The sequence below is a fragment of the Paenibacillus glycanilyticus genome (assembly GCF_023715145.1).
In the GTDB taxonomy this organism is placed as follows: Bacteria; Bacillota; Bacilli; order Paenibacillales; family Paenibacillaceae; genus Pristimantibacillus; species Pristimantibacillus glycanilyticus_A.
On sequence record NZ_JAMBNP010000002.1, the window covers coordinates 183835 to 205953 of the forward strand.

22 protein-coding genes are annotated in these 22119 nt (G+C 50.5%); 15 read left to right on the forward strand and 7 right to left on the reverse strand.

The features are described from left to right. The first annotated feature begins 7 nt into the window (after positions 1 to 7). The 8 genes from M3194_RS06065 (at position 8) to M3194_RS06100 (ending at position 11881) form a co-directional block, all read left to right on the forward strand. Positions 8 to 2686: an ATP-binding protein gene (locus M3194_RS06065; protein WP_251652470.1), complete on the forward strand. Its 2679-nt coding sequence runs from the start codon at positions 8 to 10 to the stop codon at positions 2684 to 2686. Then, positions 2686 to 3564: a CheR family methyltransferase gene (locus M3194_RS06070; protein ID WP_251652472.1), complete on the forward strand. Its 879-nt coding sequence runs from the start codon at positions 2686 to 2688 to the stop codon at positions 3562 to 3564. The genes M3194_RS06065 and M3194_RS06070 overlap by 1 nt, the downstream gene beginning before the upstream one ends. 171 nt (positions 3565 to 3735) lie before the next feature. Continuing rightward, a complete protein-coding gene (locus tag M3194_RS06075) occupies positions 3736 to 4917 on the forward strand; it encodes an ROK family protein (protein WP_251652474.1) in 1182 nt (393 codons plus the stop codon). A 120-nt stretch (positions 4918 to 5037) separates the two neighbouring features. Then, the gene (gene xylB / locus M3194_RS06080) at positions 5038 to 6531 is read left to right on the forward strand and encodes a xylulokinase (protein WP_251652476.1); all 1494 of its coding nucleotides are present in this window, start codon (positions 5038 to 5040) and stop codon (positions 6529 to 6531) included. A gap of 28 nt (positions 6532 to 6559) precedes the next feature. Beyond that, positions 6560 to 8407, forward strand: coding sequence for a glycoside hydrolase family protein (locus tag M3194_RS06085; RefSeq protein ID WP_251652477.1), 1848 nt, complete (start codon positions 6560 to 6562; stop codon positions 8405 to 8407). After that, a complete protein-coding gene (locus tag M3194_RS06090; protein WP_251652480.1) occupies positions 8400 to 9302 on the forward strand; it encodes an ABC transporter permease in 903 nt (300 codons plus the stop codon). Before M3194_RS06085 ends, M3194_RS06090 begins: the two co-directional genes overlap by 8 nt. A gap of 12 nt (positions 9303 to 9314) precedes the next feature. After that, a complete protein-coding gene (locus tag M3194_RS06095) occupies positions 9315 to 10199 on the forward strand; it encodes a carbohydrate ABC transporter permease (RefSeq protein ID WP_251652482.1) in 885 nt (294 codons plus the stop codon). 50 nt (positions 10200 to 10249) lie between these two features. Continuing rightward, positions 10250 to 11881, forward strand: a complete 1632-nt coding sequence (locus tag M3194_RS06100; protein ID WP_251652484.1) for an extracellular solute-binding protein — start codon at positions 10250 to 10252, stop codon at positions 11879 to 11881. A gap of 38 nt (positions 11882 to 11919) precedes the next feature. Here the strand turns inward: M3194_RS06100 and M3194_RS06105 are convergent, their stop codons facing one another. The 7 genes from M3194_RS06105 to M3194_RS06135 form a co-directional block, all read right to left on the reverse strand. Then, positions 11920 to 12342 carry an ATP-binding protein gene (locus M3194_RS06105; protein WP_251652486.1) on the reverse strand — a complete coding sequence of 141 codons (423 nt, stop codon included), beginning with the start codon at positions 12340 to 12342 and terminating at the stop codon, positions 11920 to 11922. Between the two features lie 2 nt (positions 12343 to 12344). Continuing rightward, positions 12345 to 12671, reverse strand: coding sequence for an STAS domain-containing protein (locus M3194_RS06110; protein ID WP_251652488.1), 327 nt, complete (start codon positions 12669 to 12671; stop codon positions 12345 to 12347). 39 nt (positions 12672 to 12710) lie between these two features. Then, a complete protein-coding gene (locus M3194_RS06115; protein WP_251652490.1) occupies positions 12711 to 13250 on the reverse strand; it encodes a hypothetical protein in 540 nt (179 codons plus the stop codon). 80 nt (positions 13251 to 13330) lie between these two features. Continuing rightward, positions 13331 to 14470, reverse strand: a complete 1140-nt coding sequence (locus M3194_RS06120) for a PP2C family protein-serine/threonine phosphatase (protein ID WP_251652492.1) — start codon at positions 14468 to 14470, stop codon at positions 13331 to 13333. Positions 14471 to 14586: 116 nt separating this feature from the next. Next, positions 14587 to 14988: a YflT domain-containing protein gene (locus M3194_RS06125; protein WP_251652494.1), complete on the reverse strand. Its 402-nt coding sequence runs from the start codon at positions 14986 to 14988 to the stop codon at positions 14587 to 14589. 46 nt (positions 14989 to 15034) lie between these two features. Continuing rightward, a complete protein-coding gene (locus M3194_RS31820; protein ID WP_463674782.1) occupies positions 15035 to 15334 on the reverse strand; it encodes a DUF1328 domain-containing protein in 300 nt (99 codons plus the stop codon). 68 nt (positions 15335 to 15402) lie between these two features. Next, a complete protein-coding gene (locus M3194_RS06135; RefSeq protein WP_311289827.1) occupies positions 15403 to 16221 on the reverse strand; it encodes a glycerophosphodiester phosphodiesterase in 819 nt (272 codons plus the stop codon). Positions 16222 to 16425: 204 nt separating this feature from the next. Between M3194_RS06135 and M3194_RS06140 the strand changes: the two genes are divergently transcribed. The 7 genes from M3194_RS06140 (at position 16426) to M3194_RS06170 (ending at position 22116) form a co-directional block, all read left to right on the forward strand. Further along, positions 16426 to 17391 (forward strand): carbohydrate ABC transporter permease, encoded by a 966-nt coding sequence (locus M3194_RS06140; RefSeq protein ID WP_251652496.1) that lies wholly within the window; start codon positions 16426 to 16428, stop codon positions 17389 to 17391. Positions 17392 to 17465: 74 nt separating this feature from the next. Further along, positions 17466 to 18227: a carbohydrate ABC transporter permease gene (locus M3194_RS06145; protein WP_251653188.1), complete on the forward strand. Its 762-nt coding sequence runs from the start codon at positions 17466 to 17468 to the stop codon at positions 18225 to 18227. A gap of 82 nt (positions 18228 to 18309) precedes the next feature. Further along, positions 18310 to 19719 (forward strand): ABC transporter substrate-binding protein, encoded by a 1410-nt coding sequence (locus M3194_RS06150; RefSeq protein WP_251652498.1) that lies wholly within the window; start codon positions 18310 to 18312, stop codon positions 19717 to 19719. Positions 19720 to 19890: 171 nt separating this feature from the next. Continuing rightward, positions 19891 to 20745, forward strand: a complete 855-nt coding sequence (locus M3194_RS06155) for an alpha/beta fold hydrolase (RefSeq protein WP_251652501.1) — start codon at positions 19891 to 19893, stop codon at positions 20743 to 20745. A 140-nt stretch (positions 20746 to 20885) separates the two neighbouring features. Next, a complete protein-coding gene (locus tag M3194_RS06160; RefSeq protein WP_251652503.1) occupies positions 20886 to 21113 on the forward strand; it encodes a cysteine-rich CWC family protein in 228 nt (75 codons plus the stop codon). Next, positions 21110 to 21421, forward strand: coding sequence for a DUF1806 family protein (locus M3194_RS06165; protein ID WP_251652505.1), 312 nt, complete (start codon positions 21110 to 21112; stop codon positions 21419 to 21421). The genes M3194_RS06160 and M3194_RS06165 overlap by 4 nt, the downstream gene beginning before the upstream one ends. After that, positions 21418 to 22116 carry a PIG-L family deacetylase gene (locus M3194_RS06170; RefSeq protein ID WP_251652507.1) on the forward strand — a complete coding sequence of 233 codons (699 nt, stop codon included), beginning with the start codon at positions 21418 to 21420 and terminating at the stop codon, positions 22114 to 22116. Before M3194_RS06165 ends, M3194_RS06170 begins: the two co-directional genes overlap by 4 nt. Positions 22117 to 22119 lie beyond the last annotated feature (3 nt).

Genomic DNA, 22119 nt, shown 5'->3' on the forward strand with positions numbered 1-22119 from the left:
GATTCCTATGCTTCGAGCCATCAAATTTAATATCAAGACCAAGATTGCGATCGGGTATTTTCTCATTCTTGTTTGTCTGGGCGCTTCCATTCTGGCAGTGACGGACCGCATTGAGGCTCTGCAAAATGAAGTGGAGACCATCACTTCACGGGATGTTGAGGTCCATAACCTTATTGCATCCATACAATTTGACGCAATCAGCATGGAGACCGCTCAACGCGGCTTTATCATTACAGGCGACTCGAATTATCTGGAGCCCTATGATAAGGGCAAAGCCCAATGGGAGTCCAATTATAACAGCCTGTATAATTATATTTCCGATAACCCCAGCACCCAGAAGGAGCTGGAGGAGATTAAGCTGATGATCCAGGAGTGGATCAGCAAGGCGGCAGAACCAACTATTGCGATGAAGAAGGAAGACAGAAGCGCGGACATCATCGCCTTTTTCCAGAATGATATCGGCAAGCGGCAAATGGACAGCCTTCGCACGAAGTTTGAGTCCATCGGGAGTCAGGAGGTTCAGTCGACAAGACTGCATATTGTTGATCTGGAAAATAAAAACCGTATTCTGACCGTCGGCATTTATGTCCTGCTGCTGGCCGCAACGATTATTTCCTTAATGATCGTTTCCTTTGTATCGAGCTCCATCGTGAAGACCATTAAGCAGGTTGTGAGAACAATTACCGAGATTGCCTCTTCCGGGGGAGATTTGGGCACTCGGATTGCCGTCAATACGAAAGACGAGATCAAGGAGCTTGCTGATGCCACGAATCAGCTGCTTTCCAGTCTTGAGGCGCAAAGCTGGGTGCAAGCGAAGGTGGCGGAAGTCGCGACCATGACCCAAGGGATTAACGATCTGGAAATATTGGCAAGGACGTTCCTGACCAAGGTAGCGCCAATGGTAAACGCGTCTTACGGCGTATTTTACATCCGCAGGGGAACTGGAGAGCAGCAGCGTCTGGAGAAGCTCGCTTCTTATGCGGGAACGGGAGAGGATGCCGGCAAGGTATCCTTCCGCATGGGTGAGGGACTTGTTGGTCAATGCGCCCTTGAGAAACGCGTATTTCTCCTGAATCATCCGAAGGAGCAGGCACCGCTTATTACTACGGGACTTGTCCAGCTGGAGCCAAACAGCATTCTGATGGTGCCAATCTCATATGAAGACAGGCTGGAGGCCGTTATCGAATTCGCTTCTATCCAGTCCTTTACGTCTCAGCATCTGAAGCTGCTTGAGGAGATTGAGAAGGACTTCGGTATTGCGGTTAATAATGTGGCCGGGCGAATGGAAGTTGAACGTCTGCTGAGCGAATCGCAGGTGCTGACAGAGGAACTCCAGATGCAGCAAGAGGAAATGCGGATGACGACCGAGCATCTGGAAGAGCAGTATCTGGTTGCCGAGCAGAAGACAAAGGAGTTGGAGAAAGCAAAGGAAGAGCTGGAGGACTATTCCGAGCAGTTAAAGAAAAGCTCGCAGTACAAAACCAACTTCCTGGCGAATATGTCTCATGAGCTCAGGACGCCGCTCAACAGCATTCTGATCTTGTCACAGCTGCTCGCGGAGAATGAGAACCGCACGTTAAACGATGACGAAGAAGGATATGCTAATGTTATCCATACTTCGGGCACGGACCTGCTCAAGCTGATTGACGATATTTTGGATCTGTCGAAGATTGAAGCTGGCAAAGTCGTTCTTACGGTGGACGAGGTTAATTTAACGGAGATTCCGGAGCTGATGAAGCTCACCTTTAACCCGATTGCGGAGAAGCGGGAGATTGCCTTTACGATTGATCTGGCGGGTGATCTGCCGGATGTCTGGCATACAGACGGACAAAGGCTGCAGCAAATTCTGAAAAATCTGCTGTCGAACGCGTTCAAGTTTACGGAGAATGGATCGGTTCATCTGCAGATCGAGTCGGCAGGCGACGAGATGCTGGCTATTTCGGTGACGGATACGGGGATCGGCATTCCAAAAGACAAGCAGAAGCTGATCTTTGAAGCCTTCCAGCAGGTAGACGGCAAGACGAACCGGCTCTATGGAGGCACCGGCCTTGGATTGTCCATCTGCAGCGAATTTGTAAGGCTTCTTGGCGGCTATATCCGTCTGGACAGCACGGTTGGCGAGGGAAGCTGCTTTACTATTTATCTGCCTGAGCTTAGTCAAGAGAAACTGGATTCTATCCAGCTGGCCATTCAGGAATCGGCCGCGGCTGCCGAGCAGCATGCGGAGAGCGCGGTATCGGAAGAGGCCGAGGATGAGCACGAAGCATTTCCTGCTGACATACACAGCGGCGGATCGGATTTTGCCGGGAAGAAAGTGCTGCTGGTAGAGGACGATGCGCGGAATGTATTTGCCCTTGTCCGTGCGCTTGAGAATAAAAAAATGCAGGTAACGGTAGCAGGCAACGGGCGTCGCTGCATGGAGATTTTACAGGATAACACCGATTTCGACCTGGTGCTGATGGATATTATGATGCCGTTAATGGACGGATATGAGACGATGCGGGAGATTCGCAAGCTGTCTAAGCTTCAGGAGATGCCGATTATTGCGCTTACCGCCAAAGCCATGAAGTCTGATCGCGACAAATGCCTCGAAGCGGGAGCTTCGGACTATATCAGCAAGCCATTACAAATGGATCAGCTGTTCTCGCTTATGCGCGTATGGCTGACGAAGCAGGTGGGCCATTAATGGATGGACAGCAATTCCAAGATGCACCGGAGGCCGCGGTAGACGAGCTCCCGGTTACGGAATGGGAAACTATTGAGATCGAGCTCTTAATTGAAGGAATCTATTTGGCTTACGGTCATGACTTCCGCCATTATTTGCGCTCCTCCCTGAGGCGGCGAATTCGAAACCGGATGTATCAGGACGGCGCAGCTACGGTAACCGAGCTGCTTGGGAAAGTGCTGCATGAGCCGGGGTACGTCAATAAGCTGGTTAATGATTTCTCGATTAAGGTAACGGAGATGTTCCGGGATCCGAGCTTTTTCAAAGCGTTCCGTGAGCGGGCCGTACCGTTGCTCGGGAAGCTCCCGGAAATCCGGATCTGGCATGCGGGCTGCTCAACGGGCGAGGAGGTCTACTCCATGGCGATTTTATTGCAGGAGGAAGGGCTTCTGGATAAAGCCAAAATTTACGCGACGGATATGAGCGAGCATGCGATAGAGCAGGCGAAGGCAGGGAAGTTCCCGCTGAAACGGATGCAGACGTTTACGAGAAATTATATGCAAGCCGGCGGCACGAAAGAGTTCTCGGCCTATTACTCGACTGACAGGGACTATGCTATTTTCAACCGTTCCCTCGCCGAACATATGATGTTCGCACAGCATAATCTAGCCACGGACAGCACGTTTAATGAGTTCCATGTCGTACTCTGCCGCAATGTCATGATTTATTTCAATCCGGAGCTTCAAGACCGTGTCCACCGGCTGTTTCACGACAGCTTGACCGATGATGGCATTCTTGGGCTTGGCAGCATGGAATATTTGATAGCCCCCTGGAAGCAGCATTATGAAGAGCTGGCAGACGGGGAACGACTTTTTGTGAAAAAAGCTATAAACGCATAGAAGTATACAAAGCAGGGTTCCTCCTATTGATCGTTCAATTGGGGGAACCCTGTTTGAGTTATGGCTTTGCGTTGCGCATAACGAACACGCTGTTTTTCCTTTACAATTTATAGTAAGATTAAATTCTGAATTCTTTGATTTAATAACTATTTCTAAGCGAGAGTGAATATAGTGAACACACCCAAAACAAAACAGGGGAAAAATTTAGAAGACGTTCTGGAAATGAACCGCTCGCTGCTTATACGATTAATGAGGAAGCGGCAGCAAGTGTGCACGCGTGCAGAGCTGACGCAGGAATCCGGACTGAATCAATCCACGATTACCAATATTATTAATGAATTAATCAGCTGGGGACTCGTCGTCGAGACCGGCGTTATTGAAGGGAAGAAGGGCCGGAGATCGATTGGCATCCGGTTAAACTGCGAGCCATTCAAGGTTGTGGGTATCCGGCTGGCGCGCAAATCCATCACTGTCGCTCTCTATGATCTTGGCGGCAAGGAATATGAAAGCAAGCAGATCTCCATCCGCAACCTGGAGGGATCCGAGACGGCCTTCTCCAAGATGAAGGGGTTAATTGCCGAGATGATCGAGCCTTGCAAAGACACGGTTAAAGCGATCGGCATTGCCACGCCTGGTCCCCTGTTCCGCAGCGAAGGAAGAATTGCGTTGATGACCGAATTTCCCGGGTGGGAGAAGATTAACATTCACGAACAACTGAACCTCGAGTTTGGCCTGCCTGTCTATATCGAGCATGATGCCAAAGCTGGCGCGCTTGCGCATTGGTGGTTCAGCGATCCTCATCAGGACCATGGCGTTATGGTCTACGTGGCGGCTGGCCAAGGAGTGGGGGCCGGCATTGTCATGGACGGCAAGGTTTACCGGGGGGCGCTTGGCATGGCCGGCGAGATCGGGCACATGAGCATCGATTACAACGGACCGCAATGCGAGTGTGGTCATAAGGGATGCCTGGAGCTTTACTGCTCAACAACCGCTCTGCTCAAGAAACTAAACAAAGAACATGCGGAGCTTCCATCCGTATGGAAGGATTTGAAAAGCGGCGATCCGGTGGCCACGGAAGCAATAACGCAAGCTGCATGGTTTCTTGGTTTTGGCCTTGTTAATATCGTCAATACATTTAATCCGGACCGTATTATTATCGGTGACGAGCTCTCTGACGCGGGCGATCTTGTGCTCCATACGATTAAAGAAGTTATTGATAACCATGCGCTTCCTGTTGTATCCAGCCGATTAATCGTAGAGCAGGCATCGCTTGCAAAAGATGATATTCTGGTTGGTGCGGCAACAATAGCCATAGACAGTTTGCTCAGTCAACCTTCCACCTTGCTTCGCTAAATTTGCCTTTGAAAAAGAGGCAAATTTTTTTATTTTATTACTTGATCAAATCAATTAATTGATTTATAGTAATGATGCAATAAGTAAATATTTACAGATAAGCGGAAGGAGCTTGAAGGAATGACCGTACTGCTGGGAATTGATATCGGAACTTCAAGCGTCAAATCTCTGCTTATGAATGCGGCGGGCAATGTGCTTGGATTCTCACAGCTCGAATATGAAATCAGCATTCCGTCTGCGGGTTATGCCGAACAGGATCCCGAGTTATGGTGGGAGCTTGTATGCCGGACCACTGCGCTAGCGCTTAGTCAGGCGGGAATTGGAGCGGACAGTATTGCAGGCGTTGGTTTATCGGGGCAAATGCACGGTTTAGTGGCTCTTGATCACAACGATGAAGTGATAAGGCCAGCCATTATCTGGTGTGATCAGCGTTCAAATGAACAAAAGCAAGAGCTTGAGGAAATGTTCAGCCGGGAGGAGCTTGGCCGTCTTATTCAAAATCCGGTTGCAGCAGGCTTTCAGCTACTGTCGCTTATGTGGCTGAAACGTCATGAGCCCCATAACTACCGGGAGATTGCGCATGTTATGCTGCCCAAGGATTACATCCGGTTCCGGCTAACCGGCCAGATTGGCGCAGACACAACGGACGCATCCGGTACCTCGGCTTACAATGTGGCAGACAAGGCATTGGCTGGAGAGCTATTGGACAGGGCAGGGATTGATCCGGCCTTATTCCCGCAAGCAAGGGAGCCTTGGGAGATAGGCGGTGAAGTAAGCAGCAAAGCCGCTTCTGAAATCGTGCTGAAGCAGGGAACTCCCGTTGTATTCGGCGGAGCCGATCAAGCGATGCAGGCAATTGGCAACGGAATCCTAGCTCCCGGTACCGTCTCTTGTACAATCGGAACGGGAGGGCAGCTATTTGCTCCAATCGATGCGCCGGTGTACGATCCGTTGTTACGCGCTCATACTTACGTTCATGCAGCCCCAGGCAAATGGTATCTGCTCGGAGCTTCAATGAGCGCGGGACTTTCCCTGAAGTGGCTGGCCGGAAGGATTCTGGGTCGTACCGATTACGAGCAGCTTGACATCAAGGCCTCCCAGGTTGCGGCAGGCAGCGAAGGTTTGCTGTTCTTGCCGTATTTGGCGGGTGACCGCACGCCGCATATGGATGCCCATGCCAAGGGGATGTTTTTTGGATTAGGGCTGAATCACGGCTACGAGCACATGGTCCGCTCCGTGCTTGAGGGCGTTGCTTATTCAATGCTGGACAGTTTGGAAATCTTCAGAACACTGGGCGTACGGATGGATAAAATCATTATCTCCGGGGGCGGAGCCAAAAGTCAGCTGTGGAAGCAGATTCTGGCGGACGTGATGGACTGCGATGTTTATACCAGCACCATGAAGGAGCAGGCGTGTCTTGGCGCAGCAATAACGGCCGGTGTAGGTATAGGGATTTATGCGACGATTGAGCAAGCCATCGCGGATATCGTGTGCATCCAAGAAGCGCCGATACGTCCGCAAGCGGGAAATCGGGAAGTGTATGCAAGGCAATACGAGATTTACAAGCAGTTGTATGTGAGAAATAAGACGCTGTTTCCGATGATGGGATTGTAGGAAGTACTACACACTGGAGGGATGAAACGTGCTTAATCAATGGGAGTTGCCTTGCGTGCTAATGCTGAAGCAAGGTGAAGCGGGATGCTTGAACGCTGGCGCGGTAAAGACGCTGGCAGTTGGACTGGAGCTGAGCGGGGAGGAGACGGGTGATCTTCTTGCTGCGGGATCCGGAGCTATCCGGATTTATTCTAATGGCGGAACAGATTTGGAAGCGTTGTCACTCACCGCTGAGTGTTATACGGACGCAAGGCCGGCACCTATCCAATTATCCGTTCCGTGGGATGCGATTGGCCGCGGGAAGCATTCGTTGTTGTGGCAATACGGCGGTCATTTTGTCCGTTTGTATGTGGATGGCGTGCTTGTTGACGAGGATTGGCCAATGGGTTCCATCATGCTGGACGGGAACCTCCAAGTCCATCCGGATGTGGTAAGCACCCGCATATGGTACGACATTGCTGAATCTGTCATGACTGATCCTGACCTGGAAGAAAGATATTTGGGGAGAGAACCGGAGTCTATCCAATACTGGAAGCCAAAGGGCTTCAATACGGGCGTTGGCGATTGCATGCCGTATTTCGACGGTGAGCAATACCGGATCTATTACTTGTACGACCGGCGCGGACATGCGAGTAAGTGGGGGCTGGGTGCCCATCAATGGGCGCAGCTTTCAACGAAGGATCTAAAGAGCTGGGAGCAGCATCCAATGGCTGTCGCGATTACGGAGGAATGGGAGGGGTCAATCTGCACGGGCTCTGTGTATCGCAAGGATGAGCGGAGCTATTATGCCTTTTATGCAGTCAGGGCGGTTGACGGATCGCCTGCGCGACTAACCTATGCGGTAAGCGAAGATGGAATCAGCTTCACCAAGACGGGTATCAGCATCGGGCTTTCGGACCGGTACACGCTTCCGTCGGTGCGCGATCCGCATGTCTTCCAGAGCGAAGACGGCAAGTATCACATGCTGATTACGACAAGCTTGGTTGATAGCAACAAACATAAAGGATGTCTGGCGCATCTGGAGTCGGATGATCTGGAGAACTGGACAGAGCTTGAGCCTTTCATCGTACCTGGGTATCATGACGAGCCTGAGTGCTCGGACTGCTTCGAGTGGAACGGCTGGTATTATCTTATTTTCAGCAACGACGGAACGGCTCGTTACCGGTATGCCCGCGATCTGAATGGGCCTTGGCTGCGGCCGGCCATGGATGTATTTGACGGTCCGCAGTGGCGGGTGCCAAAGACGGCTGCTTTTCCGGGAGGCAGGAGAATTGCCGCAGGCTTCCTCTCCTCGCCTGGCAAATACGGCGGAGAGCTGATCCTGAGAGAATTGGTGCAGCATCCCGGCGGAGCCTTGGGATTCCGGTTCGTGCCAGAGCTGCTGGAGCAAGCAACCTCAACGACGGATATTCCCGATACCTACCTCCTGGAGGGAGGCTCCGGCCGGGCGGATCAAGCTGCAGGTCATCCATCGCCGTCCTATCGGCTGTCCTTCCAGGCGAAGCCGGAGGATTTAACGATGTACTTCGGTTTTTCCATAGCCGACTCTTCCACCTATCAATCCGGCTATGACATCCGGTTTGAGCCGTCCCGGAGAAAAGTAGGCGTTCATCGCATTCATGCTTCGACCTTGCAGGAAGATGAGCTTTCTTCCATTTACGATGTGGACGGTCTGGATCAACCGGTTTTGGTTGAGGCCGTCATTAAGCCCGGCTGGATCGATTTGTGCGTCAACGGCAATCGGACTCTTATTACCCGGATTGACATGCCTTGCGGACATCTTTCTTTCTTTGCTCAATTTGGCACGGCTGAGTTCGCTTCAATCCGGATGGAAAGGACAGAGGATTTATCCGACGGGAGGGGGCAGGATGATTAGGCTGGGAAGGATAGCCAAAGGGTGGAGGCTTTATGTTCTGTTGCTTCCGGCTCTGGTATACCTGATCCTGTTCCAGTACGTTCCGATGTACGGTGTCCTCATCGCCTTCAAGGACTTTAATGCCATCGACGGGATACTAGGCAGTCCATGGGCGGGCTTCATTCATTTCCAGGAATTTTTCGAGTCTTATGTATTCAAGTCTCTATTGACGAACACGCTGAAACTCAGTGTTTTCTCGTTATTAATCAGCTTTCCTATTCCGATTCTATTCGCGCTCTTGCTTAATCAGATTCGGAGCAGGCTGACTACGAGGTTCGTCCAGACCGTCACTTATGCCCCTTACTTTATTTCGACGGTGGTTCTGGTATCGATGCTTAACGTTTTTCTGGCTCCGAGTTCGGGTATTATCAATAATTTCATTACCTTTTTTGGAGGAGAAGCGGTGAATTTTATGGCGAGGGCGGAGTGGTTCCGCTCCGTCTATATCACCTCCGGCATATGGCAGACGATGGGCTTCAGCGCCATTATTTATATGGCTGCTCTGAGCTCCGTTAATCCGGAGCTTCATGAGGTTGCGATCGTGGATGGGGCATCCAAGCTGAAGCGCATCCGGCATATAGATATTCCGTCGATTATGCCCACGATTGTCATCATGTTCATTCTCGGGATCGGAAGCATTATGTCGGTAGGCTGGGAGAAGGCTTTTCTGATGCAGCAGGGGATGAACCTGACGGCTTCCGAGATTATCTCTACCTATGTCTACAAGATTGGCTTGCTTAACGCGCAGTACAGCATGGCTACGGCAATCGGGCTGTTTAACTCACTCATTAACTTTACACTGCTGATTCTGTCAAACAGCTTGTCCAAACGGGTGATGGGCAGCAGCCTTTGGTGAAGGAGGAGAATTATGAAGGCGCTTACATTTAATGATCGTCTATTTACTGTCTTTATTTACATCCTGATGGCGTTTATTACCCTCAGTATTTTATATCCGCTCTACTTTATCGTGATCGCCTCGTTTACGGATCCCAATATTGTTAACAAAGGCGGTATTCTGCTCTACCCTTCAAAGTTTTATTTTGACGGGTATAACAAAATATTCGATTATAAACCGCTTTGGACCGGCTATGCCAACTCGATTCTGTATACGATATGCGGAACGCTGGTCAATCTGGCAGTTACCATTCCGGCTGCGTATGCCCTTTCGCGAAGAGATCTTGCGGGCCGTACTCCTATTATGATGCTTTTTGTCTTCACGATGTTTTTCAGCGGAGGTTTGATTCCGAGCTATCTTCTTATATCCAAGCTTGGTCTGCTTGATTCCATTTGGGCATTGATTTTGCCTACAGCGGCCTCGGTGTGGAATATCATTATTACCCGTACCTTCTTTCAGAGCTCCATTCCGGATGAAATGCATGAGGCGGCAGTGGTAGACGGATGTACGGACTTCAGATTCTTTTTCTCCATGGTGCTGCCGTTGTCGAAGGTCATCATTGCGGTTATGGCGTTATTCTACGGAATTGCACACTGGAATTCCTTCTTTGAACCTCTCATTTATTTGACCAGCGACAACAAATTTCCTCTGCAGGTTATTTTGCGAAATCTGCTTATTTCAAATGAAGTAAGCAACCAAATGGTGCTCGATCCAATGTCTATGGCTGACCGCCAGAGAATTGCCGAGCAATTGAAATACGGCGTAATTGTTGCTTCTTGCCTGCCTCTCCTTATTGCCTATCCTTTTATTCAAAAATATTTCACGCAAGGCGTCATGATCGGCTCGATTAAGGGCTAGCAGCTCTTGGCCGGCAATCCATCGAATTCAATTGAAGGGAAGATCGATAGATGAGAAAAGCATTTATGCTGTTTGGTACGATTGTGCTGGCAGGCGGTGCCATGTCAGGCTGCAGCGGTAACAAGGACGATAATACGGCTGCTTCGGGCAGCGCTTCAGGAAACGGCGCGGCAGGAGGCGGTACGATAAAAATCGTCCGGGCTAAGGATCCGCGCAATTTACCGGCGAAAGACATGATTTGGTACAAGAACTATACAAAGGTATCAGGCATTAATATTAACTGGGAGGAGGTCCCTGGCGAATCCGCTTCGGAAAAAATTAATCTGATGCTGTCCACGAATAAGCTGCCGGACGCCTTCCTCGGCACCTTAAACACGAACATGGTGATGAAGTATTCTACCCAGAAACTGTTCCTTCCGATTGAAGATTATATTAAAGACATGCCTAACTTCTCCAAGGTACTGGAGCAAAGACCCGAGTATAAAGCGCAAATCACTGCTCCGGACGGTCATATTTATGGGCTGCCGTATATTGAGGAAATGTTCGGACTTGTAGCGAATCAAGGGATACTGCACATCTACAAGCCTTGGCTGGATAAGCTCGGATTGCCGATGCCGGCTACGATTGATGAATATCGGGACACGCTCGAGAAGTTTGTGACGATGGATCCAAACGGCAACGGCAAAGCAGACGAGATTGGTCTAGCAATGGCGAATAAAGATGTCCACTCGGGGATTGGCAGTTTCGGCCGGAACGCCAACGACTTCGGTCAGTGGTTCGGATTGTGGGGACAGGCAGACCGCAGCGACAGTCTAAGCGTGGATGCAAACGGAAAAATATTCAGCACGGCAACAACCGACGCTTACAAGACGGGCGTAGAGTATCTGCACGGCATGTATAAGGACGGGTTAATTGATCCGGAGTTTCTCATTACGGACGGACCTAAGCTGCAGGCGAAGATGACCAATCCGGAGGTTATCGTCGGCTCGCTTATGACCTTCTCCATCAGCGACGTTGTTGGCGCGGACCGGGCTAAAGATTACGCGGCCGTTCCGTATCTGAAGGGCCCGGGTGGAGAAATGGGAACGCGGGAGAACTATTCGGAGATGCATAATCCCGTAGCGCTCGTGTTGACGAAGGATGCCAAGGACCCAAAAACCATATTGAAATGGGCAGACGGACTATACGATCCGTCGTGGTCCGTGCAAACGAACTGGGGGCCGCTTGATTATCAATATAAGCTGAACGACAAAGGGGTCATGGTATTTGACACGCTTAAGGACGGTTTGGAAACTTACAGCGAAATGCGGGGCCGCAATACAATTGGAGGCAATTCCCCTGTAGCCGTATTGAAGGATTATTACGATAAAGTCGTTGAATATCCGCAAGACGCGCAAAGACTGCTCAACGATATGAAGGCGATTGGATTCGTGGATAAACACCTGAACGATCCGTATATTCCGAATACGCTCTACTATGATCCGGAGATTTCCGACCGTATGGCCATTTTGTCCGCGCAGGTATATGGCATCCTTGATAATGAGCGCCGCAAATGGATTACGGACGGCGGCGTTGATAAGGATTGGGATAATTACCTGAAGGAGTTAGACAAGGCTGGATGGAATGAGTTCATCGGTTACGTGCAGGAAGCATATACCAAATACATGAGCAACGTGAAGTAAGACAGGCGGAAAGCCGGCGATTATTCGCCGGCTTTCCGTTATTCACTCGCATATTTGGTCAGAATCACTTCCGTACCATTCTCGCCGGATTGGACCTTTACTTCATCCATTAGAGCCTCCATTAGATAAAGGCCAAGCCCGCCAACCGGAAGCTCGCTGATTTCAATCCCTTGAAGGGGAGGAGAAGCTAACTCCGATTCGCGGTGCTCAAATGGCGGGCCGTCATTTTTGACAATAATGGTTATACCGGCCTCGGTAGGCTGAAAGCTGACGTCAATCAGGCTGCCGCCTTCCTCCTTAGAACGGCCGTACAGAACGGCATTGTTGCAGGCTTCGGAGACAGCAACCTTCATATCTTCAATGTCTTCATAAGAAAAGGATAACTTGGACGCAACACCGTAAAGGCATACCCTTACGATATCGATATAGTCGGCATGAGACGGTATTTGTAATCGTATCATGTCTATTTGTCTGTCCCTTCCGCTAAATAACCGGATATGCCCGTCAAATCGAACAACCGTTGAATCGACGGCGGAATTTCCTTCACCGCGAACGGAGCGTTAATACCGTCACGGTACTTCAATATGGATACGATGATGCCAATTCCGGTACTGTCGATATACGTCAGCTCGCGAAGATTAAGGACTAGGTTAAGATCAGCTCTCTCCATAACGGGTTCTAAAGCGGATCTTAGCTGGGTTACGACAGACAAGTCGAGCTCGCCGCCAAGGGAGATCACGTAGCTGTCGCTTGTTTCTTTCTGATCAATTTGGAATTGCTGAGACTTCATTCGATTCACTCCGATCGTTAAAGTAAGGGTAGTCCAAGCTTATACAGATGAAATATGATAATACGCGATAGATTCAAGCGTACCGTTGTCATAGTTAATGAACAGCTTCAGGACATTCTCCTGACGTTCATATACAATTCCGTCATCGGCTTTATAATCGGGCTCGCCAAGAGCTTCAATTAATGCTCCAATGGAGACGGGGATTTCCTGATCATCGATCCAGATTGTATCCGCGCTTCCGCTAACCTTGATTTCTTCCATAATCCCATCGCTGAACACGACATCCAGATTTGGATACTCATAGGTTTCCTGTTCCGTGAAATAGTCATCACGGGTAACGCGGACGGGTTTGCCGAGCATTCGTTCAACGGTAATTTTGTCATCGTAGAGCGTAAGTCCGTATACCGACTGCAGCTTGATGTCAGATAGGTCATAGTCCGCGTGGGATACGGTTACCCATTCGGATGGGGTCGTGGTGTTCTGCAGCTCATGAACGGGTTGGGGCAGGGATGTATACGTGAGCGGCACGATGCCAATAATCCCTCCCGCAAGATAACATGCCAGCATTGCCTTCTTCATATTAATCCCTCCAGCCTTTGTCACTAGCCTTATTATGAATTACCCGATAAGGAGGGAGTTGAAACAGGCTGGAGTAAAAATTATTTGGTATAAAGGGTGACCAGGCAAATATCGTCCTTCTGTATGGTGCCGTTATCCAACGGAATCATGGAGGCAACCAGCTCGGAGGGGTCCAGCCGCTGCTCATTTTGCATAAGGCTGATTAAGGCATCGCTTGAGATTTCCTCTCCGCCTGCCATTCCGTCGGTCAAACCGTCGGTATAGAGGACAATGCCGGCATCCCGTTTATATTGAAGCTTGCCTTTGTTTACCTTCAGATTATTGAACAAACCGATGGCGCTGCAGCACGGCTCGAGCAATGCCGGCTTTCCGTCAAGGAAGGCAATGCCAGAGGGATGACCGGCGTTGACGTATTCGATCGTCTTTTCCTCCACATCAAGCACCAGATAAATCGCCGTAAAATAGTAACTCATCAATTCGTCCTTCATATGGAGCTGATTCATGTAACGGTTAAGCTCATGCATGACTTGCTCAATATCGGAAATGCGCGTAATGGTATCTCGCAGAACGGATGAGATGTACATGCAGACAAGCGAGGATGAGATGCCATGGCCCATCATATCGAGCAGAATGATGCCATAACGATTCTTGTCAATCCGGTACCAGTTGTAAAAGTCCCCTGCCAGCTCGGAAGAGGGCTGGTACGCTGCATTAATCTTCAAATTCTCGTCATCAATGGCTGTGCTGAGCACGCTGAGCTGTACTTGCTTGGCCAGCTCCAGCTCGGATTTCATTTTCTTGTCATGCTCCTTGTGCCGGTCAATTTCCTGCTTCAGCCGCATGGCGGATCGTATCCGAGCCAGAAGCTCCATGCGGTTGATCGGCTTCATCACATAGTCGCATGCTCCGGCATCAAGGGCTTCAGCCATCTTGTTCGAGTCCCCGACGGCGGTAACGAATATGATCGGAATGTCCTTATAACGCTTGTCCTGCAATACGGTGCGGCATGCATCAATGCCGTCAATATCAGGCATCATCATATCCATAAGGATTAATTCCACATCAGTGTCCACAGCAGCCGCCGAGCCCCCAACACCTAGCAATTCATACAGTTCGCGGGCTGAAGAGACGGTTAATAGATTCCGGTAACCGGCTTTATTCAGAATCGTTTGTACGATAAGCTGATTGGTCGCGTTGTCGTCAACAATGATGATACTCATCCGGGAGCACTCCTTTCCTACATATCTTCTAACACTATACCATAGTTCAAAGACCTACCCGTACGGATAGGTCCTTGAATTTTGGTTTTCACTTGAACGAAAGTGGCGGGTTTCGCTTACAAGCGGTATTCAGGGTAGTAATAGACCGAAGTATCGTATTCGTCATCCCTGTACTCCTTACCGCCCCAGGCGATTACGAGAATTTTGTCCCTGTCCATTTGTTCCTCGAGATGCTCCGCATATTGCTTGGAGATGCCAAGCGACCTCATCTTGGCGCGAAGCTCATCGCCGGTAGACCGGAAGATGTTGGCGATTGCGGTTCCTACGCCTTCGGCGGATACGCCGATTTCCTCGGCGTCGGTATTTCTGGCGATGCGTGCCGTGCGGCCTTTATCGTGAGTCAGTACAAAGATGTTCTCCCTCGCATAGCCGTCACGTTCGAAACGGTGAACCTGCTCTTGAACCTCCAGCATGTTGCTGACCGTGTGTACTCTTGTCGTCATGGTTTGGGTTGTCATTGTAATTCCTCCTCGATTTTGTTAATTGAATTGCAGTTGCTGTTGGTTATGCTCGTCTTCGTCCAAATATCAGGGAAGCAATAAAGAGGACGATAAAGACTACGAATAAGATTTTCGCGATGCCGGCGAGCGCTGATGCGATGCCCAGAAATCCAAACAGGCCTGCGACAACTGCGAAGATGAAGAAGAGTAATGCCCATCCTAACATATTAATCACCTTTCTTTCGATTGGCTTTCTTGCTGTCTTGCTTGTCTTGCTTGATAGATACTTAACCAGGATGCAGGGAGATGAAACAGCTTGTTCTGCAAAAAGTCCGAACTGCCCGGCAGAAGAATTTTCCTTCATTAATAGGCACGTTAATAAAAGAACAGCCTGCACGGTTATCGTGCAGGCTGTTTGACATGCAGGTGATATTAAGTACGGTTCAGATGCTCCTTCAATCGACCCGGGAAATCCGTAATTATGCCGGTTACGCCGATAGAGACAAGACGGTCCCAGTCGGCTGGATGATTGGCTGTGTAAGGGTAGATGTGAAGCCCAGCAGCCGTAGCGTCCCCGGCATCCTGTGCGCCAATTAGGCCGTGATGCGGATGAAGGGACCATACCTCCGTCTCCAGAAGCGCCGCGTACGTAGCATGATGAAGGAGGTCTGCAGCATACAGCAGTCCAATGCGCAGCTCCGGCTCCGCCTGCTTCAGCCTGAGGAGCAGCTTGTGGTCGAAGGAAGATACGACGGTGCGCTCCAGGCGATCTTCTCCGCGGAGGAAATCCAGCAGCACTTCGTCGAGCAGACCCCCGCCGGCATCCTTCACTTCAACATTGATTTCGATGTGCTGTGGGAGGAGATCATAGACTTCCTCCAGAAATGGGACTCTTTCCCCTGCAAAAGAAGGCGAGAACCAGCTTCCGGCATCCGCTTCCCGAATCTCGTCCGAATGAAGGGAGCGGATCGCTCCGGAGTAGTTCGTCGTCCTGTCCAGCGTATCGTCATGGCATACGATAAGCTTGCCGTCTTTCGACAAGTGAATGTCGAGCTCCACCATGTGGCTTCCTTGCTCGGCCGCAAGCTTGAAGCTGGCCAATGTATTCTCCGGCGCTTCTCCGGCTGCGCCACGGTGCCCAATGATGATTGGACTGCTTACATGAATGTCTTGCTCGATTTCCCTTGTCATCTTGCTGTTCCCTCCCAATCGGGCTCCGTTATGGCTTTCGGCAATCCCGTTGGTCATCATTATATTCCGCCTCCGAGAGCTTGTCTCGCATGGATTCCAAATATAAAGAAATCTTTAGAAAGAAACAATTTCTTACAAGTAAGCGTTATCACCTTTCCTAATCTTCATAAAATTCTGACATTGTGGTTACAAATGAGGGTTATTCTTGGACTTGCCAAGCCGATTCCGGCCAAACAAATCTTGAAAGGGCGGTTGCAGTTACACATGAACTCATCACTCTACTCGGACAAGTCTGAAACGGTCTTGTCGCAGGCTTCCGAAGCTAAGGCTAGTACCCGTATCACCGCTGCCAAGCTGAAGCGGATGCGGGAGCAGCTGCTCGGCTACCTGTTTCTGGCACCGAGCCTGGCTGTATTTATTTTGTTTCTATTTTACCCGATGGCTCGATCGGTCTATCTTAGCTTTCAGCTTACCGATCCCCGCGGCAGGGTAGCCGCTTATGCGGGATGGGATAATTATTCGCAGATGCTGGCATCATCGGCTTTCTGGAACAGCCTCTGGATTACAGTCAAATTTACGCTGCTGACCGTGCCTGCCGGACTTGTCCTTGGCTTGCTGTGTGCCAGCCTCGTTCATGCCGCAGGCAGAGGAAGCAAGCTCTTCCGCTTCATCTTCTCGGTTCCGCTGGCGCTTTCCGTCGGAACGGCGTCCATCCTGTGGATGATTCTGTACCATCCGTCGCTCGGCATGCTTAACTACTTGCTGGGACAAATCGGCATCGGACCGGTTCAATGGTTGACCGATCCGTCCGCAGCGCTTGGTTCTGTCTCGCTGATGACGATATGGATGAATTCCGGGTTTCCTTTTGTCCTGCTCCTTGCAGCCATTCAAGGACTCGACAATGATGTGATGGACAGCTCGCGAATCGATGGAGCCTCGATGTGGAGAACGTTCTTCTCGATTAAGCTGCCGCTGCTGTCCCCGACGCTCTTCTTCCTGGCAGTGGTATCGATTATGAGCGCCTTCCAATCATTTGGGCAAATCAATATTCTCACGCGGGGCGGCCCAGCCGGCTCCACGGATGTGCTTGTCTATTCCATCTATCGAGAGGCTTTCATCAACTACCAATTTGGAACTGGCAGCGCGCTTGCCATTGTGCTGTTCGCCTTGATGCTCGTGCTGACGGCGGTTCAATTCGTTGTTCTCGGAAAGAAGGTGCACTACCAGTGAAGGCAATTAGTCATCCGCGCAATCCGTTCCGGTTATTCAGCCAATACGGCCTGCTCATTCTGCTGTCGCTATTGATGATGGGACCGCTGCTCTACCTGCTTGCCCAGATTTTTATGACCTCCGATGAAGCCAGCCAATATCCGCCTAAGCTGCTTCCATCCGGTCTTTACACGGGAGAGCTGCGGAACGCGATTGAAACCGTGCCGATCTTCGGCTTTATCCTCAACAGCTTTGTTCTGGCCGTCTCGATCATGCTGCTTCAGGTGCTGACGGCTGCTCTGGCTGCCTATGCATTCGTGTATATCCGGTTTTCCGGCAGCCGGTTCTGGTTCGCCTTGTTCATCAGCACCATGATGATCCCATGGGAAGTAACGATCATTCCCAATTATTTGACGGTCAAAAGCTGGGGATGGCTCGATTCGTTCCAAGGGTTGATCGTGCCATTCGCAGCCTCGGCATTTGGCGTGTTCCTGCTCCGCCAGTTTTTCATGCAGCTTCCTCGCGAGCTTTTTGAAGCTGCGCGCATCGACGGCTGCGGGCATTTCCGCCATTTCGTATCGGTCGTGCTGCCTCTATCGGGACCTGCGGCTGCGTCGCTGGCCGTATACGTATTTCTGAACGGATGGAACCAGTATCTGTGGCCGCTGCTTACCACGAGCAGCGATGCCATGAGAACGGTTCAGATCGGAATCGCGATGCTCCAGTTCGAGGAGCTGACGAGCTGGAATCTGGTTCTTTGCGGAGTGGCGCTTGTTCTGGTGCCGTCGCTTGTGCTTCTTGCGCTGGGCCTGAAGCCGCTTGTGCGGGGGATTACGGCCGGTGCGGTCAAGGGCTGACCATTTCAACTTTGATTCGGGTAACTGTCCTTCGGGGCTTGCCATATAGAAAACATTCATTTAAAGGGAGAGAAAAGAAATCATGGTTAAACGCAATTGGAAAATGGTACTGCCCGTGGCGGCTATGCTCGTGCTGCCTCTATCAGCTTGCGCATCGAATCCGAACAACGGGGGAAATGAACCGTCGCCTACTGTTTCGGCTTCCAATACGGAGACTTCCGCAAATGCGGGCGCAGCTTCCACTGAACCTGCCAAAGAGCCTGTGAAAGTTGTCTGGTGGCATTCCATGAGCGGCGAGCTCGGCACAGCTGCGGACAAGCTGGTCAGCGATTTTAACGCCTCGCATCCCGATATTAAGGTGGAAGGCGTCTTCCAGGGCACTTATGACGAGAGCTTGAACAAGCTGAAGGCTTCCATGGATTCGAAGTCCGGTCCTTCCTTGATCCAGGTGTACGAGATTGGTTCCAGATTCATGATCGATTCCGGTGCCGTTACGCCGGTTCAGCAGTTCATTGATGAGGAAAGCTATGACGTGTCCTCCCTTGAGCCGAATATCCGAAGCTATTATACATTTGAAGGCAAGCAATACTCGATGCCTTTTAATACATCCAATCCAATTCTTTACTATAACAAAGACTTGTTTGAAAAAGCCGGTCTGGATCCAAACAAGCCGCCAGCGACTTACCAAGAGGTTGCCGATGCAGCCAAGAAGCTTACCGGAAACGGCGTGACAGGGGGCTCCTTCGCCATCTACGGCTGGTTCATGGAGCAATTGCTCGCTAATCAAGGGAAGGATCTTCTTAATAACGGCAATGGCCGCGACAGCGCGGCAACGGAATCGCTTGTCAATCAAGAAGCTGCCGTTAATACGCTGAATTGGTGGAAGGGCATGGTCGACAACAAGTCTGTCCTGAATCTCGGACGCAAGACCGACGATACGAAGAAAGCCTTCCTGGCTGGCCAGGTTGCCATGACGCTGGACTCGACGGCTTCGCTTCGCGGCATTGTTGACGGCGCGGCAGGCAAGTTCGAAGTTGGCACGGCGTTCCTGCCTAAGCCTGACGCTTCCTCCGAAGGCGGCGTTGTCATCGGCGGCGCAAGCAACTGGATTTTGAACAACAAGCCGGCCGAAGAGCAGAAGGCAGCTTGGGAATTCATGAAGTACTTGGCGGAACCGGCCGTGCAAGCGGAATGGCATATTAACACCGGTTACTTCCCGATCACAACAAAAGCTTACGACGAGCAGATCGTAAAGGATAACCTGGCGAAGTATCCGCAGTTCCAAACGGCTGTAGACCAGCTTCATGCCTCCAAGCCAAGCACGGCAAGCCAAGGCGCTGTAATGGGCGTGTTCCCAGACGCGCGCCAAACGGTGGAAGGCGCAATCGAAGAAGTCTTCACGGGCAAGAAGGATGCCAAGGCTGCGCTTGATGCTGCGGCAAAACAAATTACCGAGAAAATCGGCGTCTACAACAAGACAGTAACGAAATAAGCAGCGAATGCTTCTGCATGCCGGAACAGCCCTTGGGATCTACGCTCCCGAGGGCTGTTTTTTTATGGAGACATTTAATTTCAGAATTATCTGATAATAATGTTTCATCCGTTCGATAGCTGGTTAAGTAATGACATGATAGCATTTCAAATTGAAAAGGATGTGGGATCGATGGATAAGCATAAGGTACATGTGAATGGCATCGATATGGTATATGAAGAATGTGGTCAGGAAAACGAGAAAACAATTATTTTGATTCACGGTTTTTGCGGATCGTCCCATTATTGGCATAATGTTTGTCCTCTGCTGACCGATCACTACCGTGTAATCATGCCGCAGCTGCGTGGTCATGGCGAGACATCTGCACCAGACAATGTGTATACGATGGAAGTGATGGCCGATGACATAAATGGATTGGTAGAGAAGCTTGGGATCGATAAAACCGTTGTATTTGGCCATTCCCTTGGCGGCTACGTCACGCTGGCTTTTGCGGATAGATACCCTGACAAGCTGGCTGGCTTTGGACTTATTCATTCCACCGCACTTCCGGATACGGAAGAAGTGAAGAGGAAGAGATACCAGGATATCTCCTTTATCCAGAGGGAAGGGATCGAGCCTTACGTGCACGACCTGATTCCGAAGCTGTTCAAGGAATCCAAGAGGCAAGATTTGCCTGATGAGGTGGAAAAGATTAAAGAGGCCGGGCTCAAAATGTCTGCAAAGGGAGCTATTCATACGCTTGAAGGCATGATGATGAGGCCGGATCGCAGCGCCATGCTGCATGAAGCAAGTTACCCGATTCTGCTGGTAGCAGGTGCGGATGACGAAGTGGTGTCTCCGGACGATACGTTCTCGGTCAATGAGAAGGAGACGCCAAAGTCGACTTACGAGTACCCGCATATCCAGGAGAATACCTTCGAAGGCGTGGCTCATATGAGTCTGGTCGAGGCGCCGGAGCAGCTGGCCAGGGTTATTGCGAACTACCTGAGAACCCTTGGCGAGAAGGAGCCCGTGAGGGCGTTGTAAGCTGATGAATGAACAGAATATAAGTTAGTCGGCAATGCCCGAATGGAAAATTCCATTCGGGCATTTTTTTTATGAAGTGGATGCAATTTCTCTGCCCTGACAGTATGATTAAATCGATAGCAGGAAAAGTAGGTGAAGAGATGACCGAAGAAACCGCAGCCCATTGTCCAATCTGCAAGGGAGATAATAAATGCGGCAATCTGGCGGGAATTCCGGCCGGAGAATGCTGGTGCAGCAAAGAAACCTTTCCTCGGGCAGTCTTTGAGCGCATACCGCCTGAATCATTAGGAAAGGCCTGCGTATGCCAATCCTGTCTGGAGAGGCTGAAGAGGGAAGCAAATGAAGAGTCCGGGGGAATGAGAGCATGAATCCGATAGACCGATCCGAGGTAGAAGATTTATTGCGGATTTATATAGGTGAAGAGATTTACATACATAGCGAAGCAACCTCCTATGTGTTCGTGCGCAATTTCAGAGTGAAGCTGATGCAGGCTTTTGTCGCAGGGGAAGGTCCGTTTCGGATTGCCTTCCGGTTTGATCAGATTGGCTGGCTTCGCATGGAAGCACTCACGCATGTCGAAGAGGACCGCGTGGGGCGCTTATTGCTTGCCGGATATGATGATAGAGGACGGATGAACGTAGCGCTTCATCTTGGAAAGGAGCCGTTCCCAGAATGAGTACAGAACCTAGGAAACTACTTGCGGTGTTTGCCCATCCCGACGATGAGTCCTTCATTTGCGGCGGGACGTTAGCCAAATACGCGTCCAGCGGCGTTGAGATTACCCTCGTCAGCGCAACAAGGGGCGAGATGGGGCGAAGAATGGGGAATCCTCCCTATCTCAACCGTGAAACAATGGCGGAAGCGCGTGAGCTGGAGCTGCGCGAAGCTTGCAAGTGCCTCGGAATTTCCCAGCTTCATTTTTTCGATATCCGCGATAAAACAGTGGAGTTTGCCGACCCGGATCAGTTGGCTGACCGCATCGCCGGCTTGATCAAAGAGGTAGATCCCGATGTTATTCTCACCTTCCATGAGCAGTGGGGCGGACATCCGGATCATTGCGCCATCGGCAAGTCGACGGTCGAGGCGTTAGAACGCACGGGAATGAAGAAGGCCTTGTATTACATATCATTTGGAGATTCGCTCGCTTACCCGGAATCCTTTGGTTACACAAGAGAAGATATCTCTCAAATTAACGTAAGCAAGTTTAAAAAAGCCAAGCTTGCCGCGTTCCGCGCACATCGCTGCCAGACGGAGATTGATGAATGGGTATGGCTGCCGGATAAGCAGGCGATGAACCGCTTCGGGGATTATGAGTATTTTATAAAAGGAAACGAAGAGGCGCTTCGAAGAGATCGTAATGATCTGTTCTAGCAC

Bases quoted from the DNA above. Each gene is read 5' to 3' on its own strand.
- M3194_RS06090 (WP_251652480.1), top strand. From the start codon at position 8,400: ATGATTAGGCTGGGAAGGATAGCCAAAGGGTGGAGGCTTTATGTTCTG.
- M3194_RS06165 (WP_251652505.1), top strand. From the start codon at position 21,110: ATGAATCCGATAGACCGATCCGAGGTAGAAGATTTATTGCGGATTTAT.
- M3194_RS06115 (WP_251652490.1), bottom strand. From the start codon at position 13,250: ATGAAGAAGGCAATGCTGGCATGTTATCTTGCGGGAGGGATTATTGGC.
- M3194_RS06135 (WP_311289827.1), bottom strand. From the start codon at position 16,221: ATGATGACCAACGGGATTGCCGAAAGCCATAACGGAGCCCGATTGGGA.
- M3194_RS06105 (WP_251652486.1), bottom strand. From the start codon at position 12,342: ATGATACGATTACAAATACCGTCTCATGCCGACTATATCGATATCGTA.
- M3194_RS06150 (WP_251652498.1), top strand. From the start codon at position 18,310: ATGGTTAAACGCAATTGGAAAATGGTACTGCCCGTGGCGGCTATGCTC.
- M3194_RS06155 (WP_251652501.1), top strand. From the start codon at position 19,891: ATGGATAAGCATAAGGTACATGTGAATGGCATCGATATGGTATATGAA.
- M3194_RS06070 (WP_251652472.1), top strand. From the start codon at position 2,686: ATGGATGGACAGCAATTCCAAGATGCACCGGAGGCCGCGGTAGACGAG.
- M3194_RS06100 (WP_251652484.1), top strand. From the start codon at position 10,250: ATGAGAAAAGCATTTATGCTGTTTGGTACGATTGTGCTGGCAGGCGGT.
- M3194_RS31820 (WP_463674782.1), bottom strand. From the start codon at position 15,334: ATGAAGGAAAATTCTTCTGCCGGGCAGTTCGGACTTTTTGCAGAACAA.
- M3194_RS06125 (WP_251652494.1), bottom strand. From the start codon at position 14,988: ATGACAACCCAAACCATGACGACAAGAGTACACACGGTCAGCAACATG.
- M3194_RS06120 (WP_251652492.1), bottom strand. From the start codon at position 14,470: ATGAGTATCATCATTGTTGACGACAACGCGACCAATCAGCTTATCGTA.
- M3194_RS06170 (WP_251652507.1), top strand. From the start codon at position 21,418: ATGAGTACAGAACCTAGGAAACTACTTGCGGTGTTTGCCCATCCCGAC.
- M3194_RS06065 (WP_251652470.1), top strand. From the start codon at position 8: ATGCTTCGAGCCATCAAATTTAATATCAAGACCAAGATTGCGATCGGG.
- xylB (WP_251652476.1), top strand. From the start codon at position 5,038: ATGACCGTACTGCTGGGAATTGATATCGGAACTTCAAGCGTCAAATCT.
- M3194_RS06095 (WP_251652482.1), top strand. From the start codon at position 9,315: ATGAAGGCGCTTACATTTAATGATCGTCTATTTACTGTCTTTATTTAC.
- M3194_RS06110 (WP_251652488.1), bottom strand. From the start codon at position 12,671: ATGAAGTCTCAGCAATTCCAAATTGATCAGAAAGAAACAAGCGACAGC.
- M3194_RS06160 (WP_251652503.1), top strand. From the start codon at position 20,886: ATGACCGAAGAAACCGCAGCCCATTGTCCAATCTGCAAGGGAGATAAT.
- M3194_RS06145 (WP_251653188.1), top strand. From the start codon at position 17,466: ATGATGGGACCGCTGCTCTACCTGCTTGCCCAGATTTTTATGACCTCC.
- M3194_RS06140 (WP_251652496.1), top strand. From the start codon at position 16,426: ATGAACTCATCACTCTACTCGGACAAGTCTGAAACGGTCTTGTCGCAG.